Here is a 17,021-nt window from a genome sequence, read left to right on the forward strand (position 1 = left end):
AGTGTGAAGAGAACGAAGACACTGACAACCGTCGCCGTGGCCGTCACCACGCTCGTGGGTACGTGCGGTGCGGGAGTCGCGGCCGCGCAGCCACTGAAACACGGCGCCGAACCGGCGACCTACTGCGTGGAAATGCCGGATTCGGTCGGGCTCTACCCGGGAAATCCGGTCACGCAGATGGGATTTCCGGTCGGTAAGGTCGATTCCGTCGAGCAGAGGAGCACCCACGTCGAGGTGCGATTCACCACCGACGGCGGACGTGTCTTCCCTGCGGACGTCCAGGCTGTGACCCGCTCCAAGTCGATCCTCGCGGATCGCAGCCTCGAACTGGTGGGCAACTACGAATCCGGACCGCAACTCGCCCCGGAGTCCTGCATCCCGCTCACCAACAGTTACACCCCGAAGACGATCTCCGAGGTAGTCGGTTCGGCGGCCGACTTCATCGAGGCGCTGTCGCCGGAGGCCGGCGACGAGACCGTCGAGATGGCGGTCACGGGGCTGAACGAGGCCCTGCGCGGCCAGGGTGAGAACGCCCGGCAGATGATGATCCATGCGGCGAATGCGATGGAGAATCCCGACGGTTTCATCGCCGACATCGGATCGTCGATCTCGAACATGGCACCGCTCACCGAGGAAACGCTCGTCCAGTGGGCGGCCATCAAGAACATCGCCGACAACATGCCGAGGGTAGTGTCCGACGCAAAGGGGCTGTGGCCCGGCACGATCGACGTCTGTGTCGGCATCGGATGGCTCGTCGCGCTGCTCGACGACATCCAGCGCAACTACGGTGACGACATCTGGCCGTTCGTGCACGGGCAGGCCGTCGAAGCCATCGAACTGGCTGCGCAGCAATCCGGTTCGATCGGCGATCTCGTGTCCACGATCCCATCGATGTCGAAGGCGGTCTCCGCACAGACACGCGACGCCGGTGCACTGTCGGTCGAGTACACGCCCCCGCAGATCGCGTTGAGTGACGACGAGGCGGCTCGGCTGTGCGAGGTTCTGGAGAGCCTGAGCCCGGGAAGTTGCAAGGACGCCGGCACGGGTTCGCGCGTCACGCCCGAAGGTCTGATGAACCTGCTGAACCCGATCGGAGCGGCGCGATGATCACCCGACGTATCACTCGGACGGTCGCCGCTCTGTCCCTGATCCTCGTCGTGTCGTCGTGTTCGCTGCGGCCGGAGGATCTTCCGTCCGTGCGCGGAGGCATCGGGGACGGATACGAGATCTCGGTCGAGTTCGCCAGTGTCATGAACCTGCCGTCCGGAGCGGACGTCATCATGGACGGTGTCCGAGTCGGCGAGGTGCGCGATCTCGAAGTGCAGGACGACGGCGTCGCTGTACGTATCGGAATCCGCTCCGACACAAAGGTTCCGGCCGAAGCTCGGGCGATCGTCCGGCAGAACACCCTGCTCGGTGACACCTACGTCGCTCTGCTGAGGAATCCCGATGACAGCAGTGGAGAGTACTTGGGCGAAGGTGCGACGGTGCCCGTCGAGCGTACGACCTCGCCGCCGCAGCTCGAGGACACCATGGCGGTGCTCGCCACCTTCGTCAACGGAGGCAGTATCCGTCGCATCGAACAGGTGATGGGAAGCGTCAACGCCGTCATGCCCGACGTCGCCGAGATCGAGCGGCTCGCCGGGACCGTCGCCGTCGACCTGAACGACCTGGGGCAGCGAACCGTCGAGATCGACCGGATGCTCGACGGGATGAACGCCTCGGCGACAGCGTTGAACGACAATTCCGAGTCGCTCGTGACCATTTTCGACGGGTCGACGGTGCACTATTGGCGCAGGCTCGCCGTGGACGTCGTGTCGCACATCGGGCAGATCCTGCCGTCCGTCGGCAGCTTGTACGTCGGTGGCTACTGGCTGGTTCCGATGTTCGAGTCGCTGGCCGACACCACCGACATCTCCCGTGGGGGTCCGTCGGCGACGGTGGAACTGTCGAACTTCCTGAGGACGACGTTGATCCCGTTCGCGCAGAATCCATCCGTCGACATCGTGTCGATCGAGTCCGCCGACGGTGATCAGCTCGTATCCGATGCCGAGAACATCCTTCGAATGTTGGGAGCCGTGCAGTGAGTCGGCGAACAGTACTGTCCGTCGCGGGGATGGTGGTCATCGCGGCACTGTCCTTCGTGTACATGGGTCAGGCCGGGCTTCGGACCGGACTCGGCGAGGACGTGTACACCGCCGAGGTCGAGGTGCCCGACACCAACGGCCTGGTCGTCGGGTCGCGTGTGCTCATGCGGGGCATCGAGATCGGGGAGGTCACCGACATCACGGCGTCGGCCGACACCGTCCACGTGGCCTGGAAGTACGACCGCACTTCGCCGATTCCGGTGGACAGCACGATCCGGCTCGACAACCTGTCGGCGCTGGGCGAACCCTTCCTCGCCGTGTGGCCGCAATCCGCATCCGGGCAATATCTGGAGGACGGCGCTGTGATCGGCGACGAGAAGGTGGTCGTACCCACGACATTCGAGGAACTCTCGGAACGTCTGACAAATCTGCTCACGCAGGTCGAACCCGAAGGTGTCCGCGAGATCTTCCGGACACTCGACATCGCTCTGCCCGAGGACCCGCGCATTCACGGCAACCTCGCGCGTTCCGGTGAGCTGATGGCCGCGACGTTCACGCAGAACGCCGATACGTTCACCACGATCCTGCGCACCGTGCAACCACTGCTGCTCGACAGCGGGACCATCCCGGACGCGATGCGCGCCACCGAACCGGGTGTCGCGGAGTTCGGTAGCGGATTCACCGACCTGCTCGCCGGCATCCGCTTCGCATCCGACCGGGGGCCGCTCAATGCCGGCATCGCCTACGGCGCCAGCCCGTTCATCGGCGAACTGCAGAAGTTCCTCGACGAGACCGCGGCCGATCTCGAGGTCATCGGCGTGAATCTTCTGCCCGCCGTCTCGGAAGCGGCGAACAGTATCAGGGCCATGGACATCGGCACGCTGATGAACAACGTGCTCACCTCCACCGAATCCGGCGACGCTCTCACGCTGAACGTCGAAGTTCCCGGCTCCTGACCCGCAGATATCCGCTACCAACCCCCAATCGGAGGACGACGATGAAGACGACACTCGAGGACAGCACCGACACGCACGACCACGACGACGACATCGTGCGCGAATCGACCCGCCGGCGTCTGCCGATGCAAGGCATTGTCGTCGCCGTCGGTGTTCTGCTGGTCGCGGCGCTGGCCGTCGTCGGGTGGCAGTGGAACGACGCGCGGAACGAGCGGGACACCCTCCTGTCGGACGCGGCGACACGGACGGCAGCCGAACAGGTCGCCCTCGACTATGCGCTCGGCGCCGCGGAGATGGACTTCCGTGATCTCGACGCATGGCGGGCGCGGTTGACATCGGGCACCACTCCGGAGCTGACCGATCGTCTGGGTAAGGCTGCCACGTCCATGGAACAGATCATCGTTCCTCTGCAGTGGACATCGACGGCCGAGCCGATCACAGCCAAGGCCGTGAGCGGACCCGACGGAACGTTCACGGTGGACTGCTTCGTGAGTGTTCGCACCACGAACGCGCAGGCTCCCGAGGGCATCGTCTCCACCGCGACGTACCGCCTCGGCATGAACAATCGGGACGGTTGGACGATCACCGAGATCAGCGGCGTCGGGGCGGACGCATTGCCGGACGGGCCGCGGTAGAACCGCAGGTCGCAGGGGTAGAGGCCGCCGGTCGTCCTCGGAACTGGCACACTCGATGCCGAAGAACATCGAGGAGGGACCGAGTGACGACGACGGTGGACGAACCCGAGCCGGGGCTACCGGCACCGGATGACGTGCAGGCACCGCTGGTCGCAGTGGAGCATCTCGCGCAGGATCTCCGCCGCGCGCTCATGGTGTACAAATTCGGTATCGACGAGATGATGACGAAGATCAACATCTTGCGCGAGGAGTTCACCTACGCCCGCGAATACAACCCCATCGAGCACGTCAAGTCGCGCCTGAAGAACCCGGAGTCGATCCTCGCCAAGGCCGAACGAAAAGGTGCACCCGCCTCCCTGGGCGGCATCCGCGAAGCCGTCCGCGACATCGCCGGCATCCGCATCACGTGCAGTTTCACGTCGGATGTGTACCGGATCATCGAGATGATCACCGGCCAGCCCGACGTGAGCGTGATCGAGATCGAGGATTACATCGCGCGACCCAAACCCAACGGGTACAGCAGCGTGCACGTGATCGTCGAGATCCCGGTCTACATGTCCGACCGGGTCGAGCATGTGTACGTCGAGCTGCAGATCCGCACGGTCGCGATGGATTTCTGGGCGAGCCTCGAGCACAAGATCTATTACAAGCACGACCGCGAGGTCCCGGACGAGTTGCGCGACGAACTTCGTCTCGCAGCCGAGACCGCGCGCGATCTGGATGTGCGGATGGAAGCGCTGCACCGGCGCGTCCACGGACCGAACAACGTCGGCTGACCGAGGTACGCAACGCGGGATGAGGGTTCGCAATACGGTCGGTTACCGGCAGTGTTGCGAACCCACCACCGATGTTGCGTGCTTGTCGGTTACTCCCGACGACGCGGCGTTTCTCGCCTGATGCAGAGGCGTTCCCGCAACGGAAGAAGCAAAGAAGTTCTGGGACACCGGACGTCGCGATGAACGTATCAGTCTTGTCGTGTGCCACGAGAGATCGCATCGGCGGTGTCCGCCACGAAGGCTGCGAATGTGCGCAGCGCTTCAGGATCTACATGCAACGTCACGACTGCCCCCGACGGAATCCCCCGATACGTCCGGGTCGGGACGATAGCAGAAAGCGCCCCTACGGATCCGGAACGGACCGCAGGGGCGCCTTCGAAGGCTGTGTGGGACTTCTACTTGTAGCTGTAGAAGCCCTCGCCTGTCTTGCGACCCAGGCGACCCGCGTCGACCATGCGACGCAGCAGTGCCGGGGGAGCGTAATTCGGCTGAGCGAATTCGTCGTACAGCGACTGTGCGGCATTGAGCGCGACATCGAGGCCGACGGTGTCGAGCAGCGTCAGCGGACCCATCGGGTAGCCGCAGCCACCCTTCATCGCGGCGTCGATGTCTTCCTTCGTCGCGTAACCCGATTCGAGCATCCGCACCGCGTCGCACAGGTAGGGGATGAGCAGGGCGTTGACGATGAAGCCCGCACGGTCGCCCGCGCGCACGGCCGTCTTGCCGAGGGTGTTCTTCGCGTAGTCGAACACCGTGTCGGCGGTGGCCTCGTCGGTGGTGAGCGCCGAGATGATCTCGACGAGCGGCATCACCGGCACCGGGTTGAAGAAGTGCACACCCACGACCTTGCCGGGCCGCTGCGTCGCCTGCGCCATCTTGATGACGGGGATCGACGACGTGTTGGTGGCGAGGATGCCTTCGGGCTTCACGATCTTGTCGAGCTCGGAGAAGATCTCCACCTTGAGCGACTCGATCTCGGGGGCGGCCTCGACGACGAGGTCGCGATCGGCGAACTCGTTCAGGTCGAGGGTGACGCGGATCCGTCCGAGGACCGCGTCGGCATCCTCCTGCGTGATCTTGCCGGACTTGACGCCGCGTCCGATCGACTTCTTCAGACGCTCGCGCGCTGCGGCCGCGAACTCCTCGGTGGTCTCCTTGACGAGGACGTCGCTACCGGCCTTCGCGCACACCTCGGCGATACCGGCACCCATGGTGCCGCCGCCGATGACGCCTACCTTCTCCACTGCCACTGCGTAACTCCTGATCGCTGTGATGTTCCGGGGGTAACTTACGCGACCGGGGTCAGCGCAGCAGAGCGCGCGACATGACGACGCGCTGGATCTGGTTGGTTCCCTCGTAGATCTGCGTGATCTTGGCGTCGCGCATCATGCGCTCGACCGGGAAGTCGGTGGTGTAGCCGGCACCGCCGAACAGCTGCACGGCGTCGGTGGTGACCTCCATCGCGACATCCGACGCGAAGCACTTGGCGGCGGCGGAGATGAAGCCGAGGTTGCCTTCACCGCGCTCTGCGCGAGCGGCGGAGGTGTAGACCATCAGGCGGGCGGCCTCGACCTTCATCGCCATGTCGGCGAGCATGAACTGCACACCCTGGTTGTCGGAGATCGGCCGGCCGAACTGCTTGCGGTCCTTGACGTAGGCGATCGCCGCATCGAGGGCGCCCTGGGCGAGGCCGACTGCCTGCGCACCGATGGTCGGGCGGGTGTGGTCGAGAGTCGCGAGAGCGGTCTTGAAGCCGGTGCCCGGCTCGCCGACGATGCGGTCGCCGGGGATGCGGCAGTTCTCGAAGTACAGCTCGGCAGTAGGGGAGCCCTTGATGCCGAGCTTCTTCTCCTTCGGGCCGACGACGAAGCCCTCGTCGTCCTTGTGGACCATGAAGGAGGAGATGCCGTTGGCACCCTTCTCGGGGTCGGTGACGGCCATGACGGTGTACCAGGTGGACTTACCGCCGTTGGTGATCCAGCACTTGGAGCCGTTGAGGATCCAGTCGTCGCCGTCGGCCTTGGCGCGGGTGCGCATGGAGGCGGCGTCGGAGCCGGCCTCGCGCTCGGACAGCGCGTAGGAGGCCATCGCGCCGTTGACGATGTCGGGGAGGACCTTGGCCTTGAGCTCGTCGGAGCCGCGGAGGATCAGGCCCATGGTGCCGAGCTTGTTGACGGCGGGGATCAGCGAGGAGGAGCCACATACTCGGGCGACCTCTTCGATGACGATGCAGGCGGCGATAGAGTCGGCACCCTGGCCCTCGAACTGCTCGGGCACGTGGATGGCGTTGAAGCCCGACTTGTTGAGGGCGTCGAGGGCCTCCTGCGGAAAGCGGGAGTTCTCGTCGACGTCCTTGGCGTAGGGCGCGATCTCCTTCTCGGCGAGTGCGCGGATCGCCTCGCGCAGAGCGTCGTGCTCCTCGGAGAGCTTGAACAGATCGAAGTCGGGATTGAGGGCCATGACGGCGGACTCCTAACGGCACGCGGTGCCAGGTTTGCGAGCGTTGCTCCCTCGAGCTTAGCGAGGCGACGGTTCGCGACGTGACGGAATGAGTCGATTGTAACCACGGCACTCAGTGCCAGGTCAACGGTGCTGACGTGCGCCTTCGAGCTGGAGTCGAACCTGTTCGGCGATCTCTGCGGGTGTCAGATGGGCCGAATAGGTCACCACCGCGACCTCCGGCGGGCTCGGTGAGGCCTTCCCGTTCGCCGTGCCTTCGGGCGCCGGAACCACCCCGTACGTGCGGCGGAGCTCGAGCAACTCCTGCTCGAGGCGTTCGGCGGTGGCAGTCTCGTCACCGCGGATCATTGCGCGCAATACGAAGTTGTGTGTGGCGGTCATCGCCGCCGCGAAGCTGACGGTGCGCACCGGCTTCTCCGTCGGGGCGGCAGCGCGCAGGAAGTCGGTGAACAGCCGCTCGTAACGGTAGGTGGTGACGAGTTCGCGTTCCCGCAGCGCCGGCACCCGCTGCACCACCCGGTACCGCCACACCGCCAACTCGCGCCGGTCGCGGAAGTGCCCGAACACGAGCTTGGCGCCCTCGCAGGCCGCTGCCCAGGGATCGTCGAAATCCTGCGACAGATACTCGGCGACCTGCTCGAGCAACGACTCGTGATCGGCGAAGATCACGTCCTCCTTCGACCGGAACTGCCGGAAGAACGTCCGCCGCGACACCCCGGCGGCCGCGGCGATCTGCTCGACGGTGGTCGACTCGTAGCCGAACTCGGAGAACAGGCGGATCGCCTGCGTGACGACATGCACCCGGAACTGGGCGGGATCGGGACCTGCGGGAGCGGATCTCGTCGGGCTACCTGTACCGGTGGTCATGGTTGCCAAGTATCCCCTGTGGGACCGCCGGTTTCGTGCAGTCGGCGGGAACCGCGCGATCACCTGGACCAAAAACATTGTGTGCAATCTAATTGTGCGTAATATTCCAGCAATGGGAAACGACACCTCGCCTGCCACAGTCCGTGACTCCCGGAAGACCGGTCCTCTTCGGACTGTGGGCAGGCTGCTGCTCGGCGGTTTTCTTCTGTTCGCCGGCATCGGGCACCTCACCGCGCAGCGGCAGGAGTTCCAGGCTCAGGTACCGTCCTGGATCCCGCTGGAGCCGGATTCCGTCGTCCTGGTCCGGAATCGTGGAGATCGGCCTGGGTGCGGCACTCCTACTGGCGCCACGAGCGCTGAGACCGATCGTGGGATGGGTCACCGCAGCATTCTTCGTCGCGGTCTTTCCGGGCAACATTGCGCAGTACATGTCCGGCACCGATGCCTTCGGGCTGGACAGCGACGGTGACCGCTTGGCACGACTGTTCTTCCAGCCCGTCCTCGTCGTGTGGGCGTTGTGGTCGACCGCGGCATGGCGAGCCTGGCGGAGTCGTGACCACTAGGAGCATTTCGGACGCCCGCCGGCTCAGCCTTCGGATGCCTGGGCCGAGCGCAGCTCGAACTTCAGGATCTTCCCGGTCGATGTGCGGGGCAGCTCCAGCGGAAAGACGATGTCGCGCGGCACCTTGTATCCGGCGAGCAGCGTGCGGGTGTACTCGATGAGATCGTCGGCCGTCACGGACTCGTCCTTCTTCAGGATCACGAACGCCTTGGGGCGTTCACCCCATTTCTCGTCGGGAACGCCGACGACCGCCACGTCCAGCACCGCCGGATGGCTGACGATCGCCTGCTCGACCTCCACGGTCGAGATGTTCTCGCCGCCGGAGATGATGATGTCCTTCGCGCGGTCCTTGAGCTGGATGTATCCGTCCGGATACATCACGCCGAGGTCGCCCGTGTGGAACCAGCCGCCGCGGAACGCATCCTCCGTCGCACCCGGGTCCTTGTAGTAACCGAGCATGACGTTGTTGCCGCGCAGCACGATCTCGCCCATGGTCTCGCCGTCGGCGGGCACATCGTTCATGTCCTCGTCGACGACCCGTGCGGTCTCGGCCTGCAGCATGCCCACACCTTGGCGGGAGAGCAGCGCGGCGCGTTCGTCGGCGGGCTTGCCGTCCCAGCTGTCCTGGTATTCGCAGATCGTGTACGGGCCGTACACCTCGGTGAGCCCGTAGACGTGCACGACCGTGATACCCATCTGCTCGAGCTGGGCGATCACCGTCGGCGACGGTGGTGCGCCGGCCGTGGTGATCCGCAACGGGCGATCCAGCGGATGTGCCTGGTCGGCGTTCGCGATGGTCGAGCACACCGCAGGGGCGCCGCACAGATTGGTGACGCCGAGATTGTCGATGGCATCCCAGATCGCATCGGCGCGCACCGCGCGCAGGCAGATGTGGGTTCCTGCCGCCGCAGTCACCGCCCACGGCGTGCACCAGCCGTTGCAGTGGAACATCGGCAGCGTCCACAGGTACTTGCTCTGCCCGTCGAAGCTGTTGTGGAAGGTCTCACCCAACGAGTTCAGGTACGCGCCGCGGTGGGTGTACATCACGCCCTTGGGTTTGCCCGTGGTGCCCGAGGTGTAGTTGAGGGTGATGACGCCGAGCTCGTCGCCGATGCTCCACGGCAACGGCGACGCATCGAGCGAGTCGGCCTGGGCGAGGAATTCGTCGTATCGGGTCGTGGCCACTCCGGCAGGGACCTCCGGAACCGGCACGGTCGAGTCGGGAACCTCGACGATCTCGGCGACGCGCGGAACGTTCTCCCGGACGCTTGCCACCGATCCGAGCAGTTCGGAGTCGACGAACAGCAGCGTCGTCTCGGAGTGGTCGAGGATGTATTCGAGTTCCGGCCCCGCCAGTCGCGAGTTCAAGGCGACGAGCACGCCGCCCGCCAGCGGCACGGCGAAATGCGCGATGAGCATTTCGGGCACATTGGGCGTCAGGTACGCGATCTTGTCGCCCGGCTCGATACGGCTGCGCAGCACCCGTGCGAGTCGCTGGGTCTCGTCGGCGAACTCGGCGTAGGTGTACGTGCGGTCGCCGTGGATGATCGCGGTGCGATCGGGGAACACCGCCGCAGACCGTTCGAGGAAGCGCAACGGGCTCATCTGACTGTAGTTCGCGGCTCCGGTCGAGCCGGGACGGGCGGGGGCAATGGACACGGATACCTCCGGGGGTGGCCTACTCGGATTCCGGCGTCTTCTGTGATCGTCGCAACACCGGGCGATGTGCAGGTTACGAATCGTGGAACCGGCCCTACTACCCTCGAAAGTGGGTGTTCGGAGGGAAGAGCAGGAGCAGTCGATGGATGTCGCCGTACCGGGTGTGCTGCGTCCCGATGATCTCGACACCCTTCGCGCCACACTGCGCGACCTGAAGTCGACGACCGAACTACCGGTGCTCTTCGGTGGTGCCGTGCAGGGCTCGGACGTCGTCCTGTCCGGATTCGTCGGTACTCGCGGTCGTGTCCTGCGCAATCTGGTGATCGCCGCCGAGCGCGGACTCGGCGGGCGGGTGGTCGTCGAACAACGTCCCGGCGCGGTCGCCGACTACTTCACGTCACCGCACATCACCCATCACTACGACCGGCAGGTCGCCGGTGAGGGAATCGAGTCGTTGCTCGCGGTGCCGGTCGTGGTGCGCGGACGCACCCGCGCTGCGATCTACGGCGGGTTGAGGGTCAACCGGCCGATCGGCGATGTGGTCGCGGAGAAGGTCGTGCGGTCGGCTGCGGATCTCGCGCGGGAGATCGAGATCCGCGACGAGGTCGACCGACGGGTGTCGCTGATCGAGAACACTCGTGGCGCGCACGTCGAATCCGTTCCGATTGCCGTCTCCGAGGCGCTGACGGAATGTCTCGTCGCACTGCGGGCGATCGCGGCGCGCACCGACGACCCGGCGATCAGGGAACAGGTGCGGAACGTCGAGGAGACACTGGCCCGGGCACACAGCGGTGCGTCGCAGCCGCGGACGCACCTGACCGCTCGCGAGCACGACGTGCTGAGCCATGTGGCCCTGGGTTGCCGCAACGCGGAGATCGCCGATCGGTTGTCGCTGAGCGTGGAGACGGTCAAGACCTATCTGCGCAATGCGATGGACAAGCTCGATGTGTGCAGCAGGCACGAAGCGGTCGTCGAAGCGCGCCGGCAGGGACTACTGCCCTGATCGACTGCGGTCCTGATCACCGCGGCGCAGTCGCCGGAAGAACTCGCGGATCGCGCGCAGCGCGCGCCGGAACCTCGTCTCGGTCGCGGGACGCTCGAGGACGTCGGTGCCTGCCGGGGTGGGAAGCCGGACGGGCCAGCTGTCGTCGACGTCGACGACTTCGCGCCCGAGCCCGCGCAGATATTCGGCGAAGCTGCGTTGACGTTCGGCGTGCCAGGCGGCCTGATCGGCCATGATGTCGAGTTCGGCGAGTTCGGGATAGCGCGCGACGAGCGCGCGGGTCAAGTGGCCGGCCGCGAGCGCGTCGGCCTCGGCCTCGTGCGGATTCGGCAGTGCCACCCCGTACTCCTCGCAGACCGCCTGCAGTGTGCGCCTGCCGGGACGACTGCGGTCCATCTCGCGGTCGATGACATACGGGTCGACGACCGTGCCGATGTCGAGGCCGGGCAGGCCCAGGCGGCGGCCCTCGGCGTCGAGCACCGTCAGGTCGTAGCTGGCGTTGAACGCGACGACGGTGTGGCCGCGCGCCCACGCGTCGCACACCGCCTGCCGGATCTGCCGGTACCCCTCGAGGTAGTCGAGTCCTTCGGTGCGGGCGTGGGCGGTGGTGATGCCGTGGATCGCGGTGGTCTCCTCGGGTATCGGGATACCCGGGTCGAGCAGCCACGACCGTGCGTCGATGCGGTCGCCGTCGAAGGTCGCGACGCAGGCCGTGACGATGCGGGCGTTGCGGGGATCCCGGTCGGTGGTCTCGAGATCGAACGCGCAGATCGGTCTGTCCGGCCAGTGCGTCATGTTCGGTCCTCGCGTCCGTCGGATGATGATCTGTCGGACGCATTGTTGCGGGAGGCACCGACATGCCTCGAGGAAAGAACCGTCAGATCGTGTCGGTGCAGACCACGAAGTTGCGTTCCCGGTACACGAACCCTCCCTCGGAGGTCGCGCAGTCGTTCACGTCGGAGGTGTCGAGCAGGATCTCGGTGACCTCTTCGCCCTGGACCGCAGGCTCCCCGCATTCGATGCGTTGCGGATCCTCGCCGCCGAGGTCCATGCAGGTCCCCACCACCCAGTCGATGTCGAGACACAACGCGCCGACCTCGACGCCGCCGAACGACTCGTAGTAGGTCTGGTCGATGTCGCCGGGGCACATGGCACTGGCATCCACGACGTCGACGACCTTGTAGTTCGAACTCGGGGTGCCGCAGTCTGCGTAGTCGATGGTCGCGTCGTCGACCGTGCCGCCGAGCGCGACGCATTCGCCCGTTGCGACGTCGATGCTCAGCTCGGTCGACGACGATGCGGACGGAGTCGTGGTGGGCAGGGAGAAGGAGGGAGCCGTGGACGTGGCCAGGGCGTTCGCGGCGGACACGGCCTGTCCTTCGACCTGGCTCGTGCATCCTCCGAGCACCCCTGCTGTCGCCAACGCCATCGCGGCACCGGCCGCCCCTCGGAGAATGTTCATGGTCGAAGAGCCTACGGAAGCGCTGCCGGTACCCGTACGGGGTGGAACGATGTGCCGCATGGACCTGCCTGTGGTGCCGCCGCTCGCCCCGATGCTCGCCAAGGTCTCCTCCACCGTCCCCTCCCAACCCGAGAGCGGTCCCCCCGAGTGGTCCTACGAACCCAAATGGGACGGCTTCCGGGCGATCGTCTTCCGCGATGGTGACGAGGTGGTCCTCGCCTCGCGCGGCGGTAAGGACCTCGTCCGTTACTTCCCGGAGCTCGCCGACGCGGTGCGCGCCGAACTGCCGCACAGGTGCGTGGTCGACGGGGAGATCGTCGTCCCGCGCGAACGCGACGGCCGCACCCGACTCGACTGGCAGGCGCTGTCCGAGCGGATCCATCCGGCCGCCAGCCGGGTCACGATGCTCGCCGAGCAGACACCGGCTGTGTTCGTCGGCTTCGATCTGCTCGCTCTCGGCGACGAGAACCTCATGGAGACCCCGTTCGCCGACCGGCGCGCCCGGCTGCGGTCCGAGATCGGCGGGGGAAAGAGCTGCCACGTCACGGTGGCCACCACCGATACCGACACCGCCCGTCGCTGGTTCGAGGAGTTCGAGGGCGCCGGCCTCGACGGGGTCGTCGCCAAACGGCTCGACGGACTCTATGTGCCCGACAAACGGGAGATGCTCAAGCTCAAGCACGCGCGCACCGCCGACTGCGTCCTCATGGGTTACCGCAAGCACAAGACCGTCGAGGGTGTCGGGTCGCTGCTGCTCGGGCTGTACCACGAGGGCGAGCTCGCCATGGTCGGCGGTGCCTCGGCGTTCACGCGGGAGCGGCGCGAGGAACTGCTCGCCGAACTGCAGCCCCTGCGTCTCGGAGAGGGCGTCGTCGAACAGGGCGAACCGACGCGGTGGCGTTCGGCGGTGGATCGCAGTTGGGTACCGCTGCGTCCCGAACGTGTCGTCGAGGTCGCGTACGACCAGATGGAAGGGGTGTCCGGGGCGGGGATGCGGTTCCGGCACGCAGCGAAATTCCAGCGGTGGCGTCCCGACCGGGACCCCGAGAGCTGCACGTTCGACCAGCTCGAGGTTCCGGTGCGCTACGACCTGTCGGATGTGCTCGACCGGACGGAGGACTGACATGGCCACGAAGCGTTCGCCCGCCGAGGAGCTGGACGTCGACGGCACGCCCGTGCGCCTGTCGAATCCCGACAAGATCTATTTCCCGCAGCTCGGGGCGGACGGCGGCACGAAGCGGCATCTTGTGGAGTACTACCGGAGGATCACCACCGAGTTCGACGCACCGCTGCTGACGGCTCTGCGCGACCGGCCGACGCACCTCCAGCGCTTCCCCGACGGTGTCGAGGGGGAGGAGATCTACCAGAAGCGGGCACCGGTCAAGCGCCCCGATCATGTCGCGACCTGCGAGATCACGTTCCCCTCGGGCCGTACGGCCGATGCGCTGCGGGTGCGTTCGGCCGCCGACGTGGTGTGGGCGGCGAACCTCGGGTGCGTGACCTTCCATCCGTGGCCGGTGCGCTGCGGCGACACCGACCGCCCCGACGAACTGCGCATCGACCTCGACCCGCAACCGGGAACCGACTTCGGCGACGCCCGGGCGGTGGCATTGGAGGTCGTGCGCCCGCTCCTCGACGAACTGGGTCTCACCGGATATCCGAAGACGTCCGGCGGGCGGGGGCTCCACATCTACCTGCGGATCGTGCCCGAATGGGACTTCGTCGGAGTCCGCCGCGCCGGGATCGCGCTCATGCGTGAGATCGAGCGTCGCAGCGACGAGCGTGCGACGACGGCGTGGTGGAAGGAGGAACGCGGTGAGCGGCTGTTCCTCGATTACAACCAGAACGCCCGCGACAAGACGATCGCCTCGGCGTACTCGGTCCGACGCACTCCGATCGCGACCGTCTCGACCCCGTTGACGTGGGACGAACTGGCGGACGCCGAACCCGACGACTTCACGATCGCCACGGTGCCGGACCTGTTGGCGAAGCGGGGTGATCCGATGGCGGATCTCGACGCGCACGCCCATTCGCTGGACGTGCTGCTCGAGATGGCGGAACGGGACGCGGCGAACGGTCTCGGCGACCTGCCGTATCCGCCGAATCACCCGAAGATGCCGGGAGAGCCGAAGCGTGTCCAGCCCTCGCGCGACACCGATCGGGCGAAGGACACGTGAACGGCGGGTGGTAGGACGTTCCGAATCGCGTCCCTGTCGTGACCTCGACTATGAGACCTCCCGAAGCGGGAGTCCATAAACTGTCCGGGAAGACAGTCCTCTGAGGTTCGGAAAGGTCGATGTCGTGATTCGCTGGTGGGCGTCCGGTCGGGTTCTCGGCGTAGGGGCAACGTTCGCTGCCGCGATCGGCGCCGGATTCCTCGTTCCTCAGACCGCATCCGCGGCCACGACCTGCACGGCACCGCCGGGCGCCCCCGCCGAGGTCGTGCAGATCGACGGCGACGAAGCATGCGGCGCGTCCACCGACGGCACCGCCGATGCCTGGAGCTACGGCGAACGCGGGGTGGGATTCGCCGACGCCCGCGGTGCAGCCCAGGTAGGGGCAGCCGGATTCGACGGTGGCGTCGGAGCCGGGGAGAGCACGTCGGGACGTCTGTTCGCAATCGGTGTGGGGGCACAGGCCCTGGCTCTCGGGGTGCTCGACGGTCCGGGAACGGCAGTCGTCGCCGCGGGCCCGCAGTCCCAGGCCTTCGTGGGCGACGCCGACGATCCGGTCCTGTGTCAGGGCACAGCGGCGGCAGCGTTCGATCTCGAGGCGGCTCGCGGGTGCGTCGTGCTGGGCGACTTCCGGTACGTCACTCCCGGTGCCGAGACACCGCCGTCGACACTGCCCTGAGTTTCCGCGCGTTCCGCCCGGGGCACCGACAAACAGACTGTACGTAAACTCTTCCTTTACGTTCTGTTTCGTCGTAGCCTGTCGCATATGCCGATGGGGGTACAGCGATGACGACCGGAGCAGTCTTCGAACCTGCCGGGGCGGCAGCGCCGTTCGCGCCGGTCCACAGTCCGGAGCAGGTCGGCGCCCGACCGGCCGCGGCGCCGACCGAGATGGTCGTCGACCCGCGATTCCTGCGACTGGCCGACGCGTTCTTCTCGCTGTACAAGCGTCCCCGGGACGGCGGCGGCGCGCTCACCGCCTACCTCCACGGGGAGAAGGTCCTCGACATCTGGTCCGGCTGGTCCGCTCCCGACCGTCGATGGGGCCGCGACACGATGGCGCTGTCGTTCTCGACGGGCAAGGGTGTGGCGTCGACCGTCGTGCATCGACTCGCCGAGCGTGGAGTGATCGACTACTTCGCGCCGGTCGCGCAGTACTGGCCCGAGTTCGCCGCGAACGGCAAGGAGGACATCACCGTCGCGGACGTCCTCACCCACCGATCGGGTCTTCATCGGGTGCGAGGCCTGGTTCCGGGAACCCGTGGGATCCTCGAGTACGACGCGACCGTCGCGGCGCTCGAAGCGGCAGCACCGGACCGTCGGCGCAACGGTGGTTCGGGCTACCATGCCGTCACATACGGGTGGCTCGTCGCCGAGCTCGTGCAGCGGGTCACCGGTCTACCCTTCGTGGAGGTCGTGGAACGGGAGATCGCCCGGCCCCTGGGCGATCCCGACTTCTGGTACCGCGTTCCGCACGACGAACGGGGCCGGATCGCGAAGTTGTTCCCGCGGCTTGCCCCGGCGGGTCTGCACTGGGGTGCGAGCGCTGCAGTGCTGTCGCGACTCGGGCCGACCCGAGGTCTCGCCGAGGCCGCGATGCCGGACGGTTTCGACAGGCTCGTCGGGGATCCTGCCGTGCACGACGCAGTGATGCCGGGATGGAACGGTGTGTTCACGGCGCGTTCTCTCGCGCGCATGTACGGCGCGATCGCCGCCGGCGGGACGATCGACGGAGTGAAGTTCCTCGAGGGCGCCACGATCGACGAGATGTCCCGGGTGCGGGTACGCAGCCGGGACTACGTGCTGGGTGTGCCGATGGCGTGGCGGCTCGGCTACCACCAGCCCATCTTCGCCGGCATCCAGCGCCCTCGCGGTGCGCTCGGGCACTACGGTGTGGGTGGTTCGGGGGCCTACGCCGACCTCGACACCGGTCTGTCGCTCGCCTTCGTCACCAACCGGCTCGGAGCCGGTGCGATCCCGCTCGGGGATCTGCGCCTCGCGCGTCTCGGTGAACTCGCCCGGTCGCTCGCTCGTCGTGCGTGAATCTTTCGTCCATTTTTGCTGTTTCGGAGACGAGGGCCGCTCGGTGGCGGGACGATCCGAATCGGAGCATCGCCGATTCGAGGAGTTCAACCATGAGCCATGTCTATCGAGTGATCGAGGTCGTCGGCTCGTCGACCACCGGGGTCGACGACGCGATCGCGAAGGCGGTTGCGCGGGCCGCGGAGACCACGCGGCATCTCGAGTGGTTCGAAACGGTCAACATCCGCGGGCACATCGACGACGGACTGGTGGCTCATACGCAGGTCACCCTCAAGATCGGGTTCCGCATCGAGTCGAGCACGGAGACCGACATCTGAGCGCTACGAAAAGTCGAAAA

General features: G+C 66.5%; 17 protein-coding genes and 1 pseudogene. 12 read left to right on the forward strand and 6 right to left on the reverse strand.

Features of this window, described 5'->3' with window-relative positions; genetic code table 11:
• Positions 1-3: 3 nt before the first annotated feature.
• From GON09_RS20330 to GON09_RS20350, 5 genes are all read left to right on the forward strand, one after another.
• A complete protein-coding gene (locus GON09_RS20330) occupies positions 4-1,107 on the forward strand; it encodes an MlaD family protein (RefSeq protein ID WP_307854426.1) in 1,104 nt (367 codons plus the stop codon).
• Positions 1,104-2,087, forward strand: coding sequence for an MlaD family protein (locus GON09_RS20335; protein ID WP_213933403.1), 984 nt, complete (start codon positions 1,104-1,106; stop codon positions 2,085-2,087). Before GON09_RS20330 ends, GON09_RS20335 begins: the two co-directional genes overlap by 4 nt.
• On the forward strand, positions 2,084-3,043 hold the full coding sequence (locus GON09_RS20340) for an MlaD family protein (RefSeq protein ID WP_213933404.1): 960 nt from the start codon (positions 2,084-2,086) through the stop codon (positions 3,041-3,043). Before GON09_RS20335 ends, GON09_RS20340 begins: the two co-directional genes overlap by 4 nt.
• Positions 3,044-3,084: 41 nt before the next feature.
• Complete coding sequence (locus GON09_RS20345; RefSeq protein ID WP_213933405.1) at positions 3,085-3,678, forward strand: hypothetical protein; 594 nt, start codon at positions 3,085-3,087, stop codon at positions 3,676-3,678.
• Positions 3,679-3,761: 83 nt separating this feature from the next.
• Positions 3,762-4,454 (forward strand): GTP pyrophosphokinase, encoded by a 693-nt coding sequence (locus tag GON09_RS20350; protein ID WP_213933406.1) that lies wholly within the window; start codon positions 3,762-3,764, stop codon positions 4,452-4,454.
• A gap of 395 nt (positions 4,455-4,849) precedes the next feature.
• Here GON09_RS20350 and GON09_RS20355 read toward each other — a convergent pair whose 3' ends face one another.
• The 3 genes from GON09_RS20355 to GON09_RS20365 all read right to left on the reverse strand — a co-directional run bounded on the left by GON09_RS20355 (position 4,850) and on the right by GON09_RS20365 (position 7,781).
• Complete coding sequence (locus GON09_RS20355; protein WP_213934541.1) at positions 4,850-5,698, reverse strand: 3-hydroxybutyryl-CoA dehydrogenase; 849 nt, start codon at positions 5,696-5,698, stop codon at positions 4,850-4,852.
• Positions 5,699-5,756: 58 nt separating this feature from the next.
• The gene (locus tag GON09_RS20360) at positions 5,757-6,914 is read right to left on the reverse strand and encodes an acyl-CoA dehydrogenase (RefSeq protein ID WP_064065225.1); all 1,158 of its coding nucleotides are present in this window, start codon (positions 6,912-6,914) and stop codon (positions 5,757-5,759) included.
• 123 nt (positions 6,915-7,037) lie between these two features.
• Positions 7,038-7,781, reverse strand: coding sequence for a TetR family transcriptional regulator (locus GON09_RS20365; RefSeq protein WP_213933407.1), 744 nt, complete (start codon positions 7,779-7,781; stop codon positions 7,038-7,040).
• Between the two features lie 112 nt (positions 7,782-7,893).
• Between GON09_RS20365 and GON09_RS20370 the strand changes: the two are divergent.
• A pseudogene (locus GON09_RS20370) lies at positions 7,894-8,344 on the forward strand (DoxX family protein).
• A gap of 23 nt (positions 8,345-8,367) precedes the next feature.
• Here GON09_RS20370 and GON09_RS20375 read toward each other — a convergent pair.
• Positions 8,368-9,948 (reverse strand): acyl--CoA ligase family protein, encoded by a 1,581-nt coding sequence (locus GON09_RS20375; protein ID WP_213934542.1) that lies wholly within the window; start codon positions 9,946-9,948, stop codon positions 8,368-8,370.
• Positions 9,949-10,144: 196 nt separating this feature from the next.
• Between GON09_RS20375 and GON09_RS20380 the strand changes: the two genes are divergently transcribed.
• Positions 10,145-11,005, forward strand: a complete 861-nt coding sequence (locus GON09_RS20380) for a response regulator transcription factor (RefSeq protein WP_213933408.1) — start codon at positions 10,145-10,147, stop codon at positions 11,003-11,005.
• Here the strand turns inward: GON09_RS20380 and GON09_RS20385 are convergent.
• Together GON09_RS20385 and lppU are read right to left on the reverse strand one after the other, a co-directional pair.
• Positions 10,994-11,800 carry a 3'-5' exonuclease gene (locus tag GON09_RS20385; RefSeq protein ID WP_213933409.1) on the reverse strand — a complete coding sequence of 269 codons (807 nt, stop codon included), beginning with the start codon at positions 11,798-11,800 and terminating at the stop codon, positions 10,994-10,996. The genes GON09_RS20380 and GON09_RS20385 overlap by 12 nt on opposite strands.
• 82 nt (positions 11,801-11,882) lie before the next feature.
• The gene (gene lppU, locus GON09_RS20390; RefSeq protein WP_213933410.1) at positions 11,883-12,467 is read right to left on the reverse strand and encodes an LppU family putative lipoprotein; all 585 of its coding nucleotides are present in this window, start codon (positions 12,465-12,467) and stop codon (positions 11,883-11,885) included.
• Between the two features lie 58 nt (positions 12,468-12,525).
• On the opposite strand from lppU, the gene GON09_RS20395 reads away from it, so the two are divergent.
• From GON09_RS20395 to GON09_RS20415, 5 genes are all read left to right on the forward strand, one after another.
• A complete protein-coding gene (locus GON09_RS20395) occupies positions 12,526-13,590 on the forward strand; it encodes an ATP-dependent DNA ligase (protein ID WP_213933411.1) in 1,065 nt (354 codons plus the stop codon).
• Between the two features lies 1 nt (position 13,591).
• Entirely contained in the window at positions 13,592-14,644 is a 1,053-nt protein-coding gene (locus GON09_RS20400; RefSeq protein WP_213933412.1) for a DNA polymerase domain-containing protein, read from the forward strand.
• Positions 14,645-14,768: 124 nt separating this feature from the next.
• Complete coding sequence (locus GON09_RS20405; RefSeq protein WP_213933414.1) at positions 14,769-15,320, forward strand: DUF6764 family protein; 552 nt, start codon at positions 14,769-14,771, stop codon at positions 15,318-15,320.
• A 107-nt stretch (positions 15,321-15,427) separates the two neighbouring features.
• Entirely contained in the window at positions 15,428-16,684 is a 1,257-nt protein-coding gene (locus GON09_RS20410; protein WP_213933415.1) for a serine hydrolase domain-containing protein, read from the forward strand.
• A gap of 92 nt (positions 16,685-16,776) precedes the next feature.
• A complete protein-coding gene (locus GON09_RS20415; protein WP_213933416.1) occupies positions 16,777-17,001 on the forward strand; it encodes a dodecin in 225 nt (74 codons plus the stop codon).
• Positions 17,002-17,021 lie beyond the last annotated feature (20 nt).

This window comes from Rhodococcus sp. B50 (genome assembly GCF_013602415.1).
Taxonomy (GTDB): domain Bacteria; phylum Actinomycetota; class Actinomycetes; order Mycobacteriales; family Mycobacteriaceae; genus Rhodococcus.

Coding starts and splice junctions, on each gene's coding strand:
- GON09_RS20335 (WP_213933403.1), top strand. CDS start 1,104: ATGATCACCCGACGTATCACTCGGACGGTCGCCGCTCTGTCCCTGATC.
- GON09_RS20345 (WP_213933405.1), top strand. CDS start 3,085: ATGAAGACGACACTCGAGGACAGCACCGACACGCACGACCACGACGAC.
- GON09_RS20360 (WP_064065225.1), bottom strand. CDS start 6,914: ATGGCCCTCAATCCCGACTTCGATCTGTTCAAGCTCTCCGAGGAGCAC.
- GON09_RS20365 (WP_213933407.1), bottom strand. CDS start 7,781: ATGACCACCGGTACAGGTAGCCCGACGAGATCCGCTCCCGCAGGTCCC.
- GON09_RS20375 (WP_213934542.1), bottom strand. CDS start 9,948: ATGAGCCCGTTGCGCTTCCTCGAACGGTCTGCGGCGGTGTTCCCCGAT.
- GON09_RS20380 (WP_213933408.1), top strand. CDS start 10,145: ATGGATGTCGCCGTACCGGGTGTGCTGCGTCCCGATGATCTCGACACC.
- GON09_RS20385 (WP_213933409.1), bottom strand. CDS start 11,800: ATGACGCACTGGCCGGACAGACCGATCTGCGCGTTCGATCTCGAGACC.
- lppU (WP_213933410.1), bottom strand. CDS start 12,467: ATGAACATTCTCCGAGGGGCGGCCGGTGCCGCGATGGCGTTGGCGACA.
- GON09_RS20395 (WP_213933411.1), top strand. CDS start 12,526: ATGGACCTGCCTGTGGTGCCGCCGCTCGCCCCGATGCTCGCCAAGGTC.
- GON09_RS20400 (WP_213933412.1), top strand. CDS start 13,592: ATGGCCACGAAGCGTTCGCCCGCCGAGGAGCTGGACGTCGACGGCACG.
- GON09_RS20410 (WP_213933415.1), top strand. CDS start 15,428: ATGACGACCGGAGCAGTCTTCGAACCTGCCGGGGCGGCAGCGCCGTTC.
- GON09_RS20415 (WP_213933416.1), top strand. CDS start 16,777: ATGAGCCATGTCTATCGAGTGATCGAGGTCGTCGGCTCGTCGACCACC.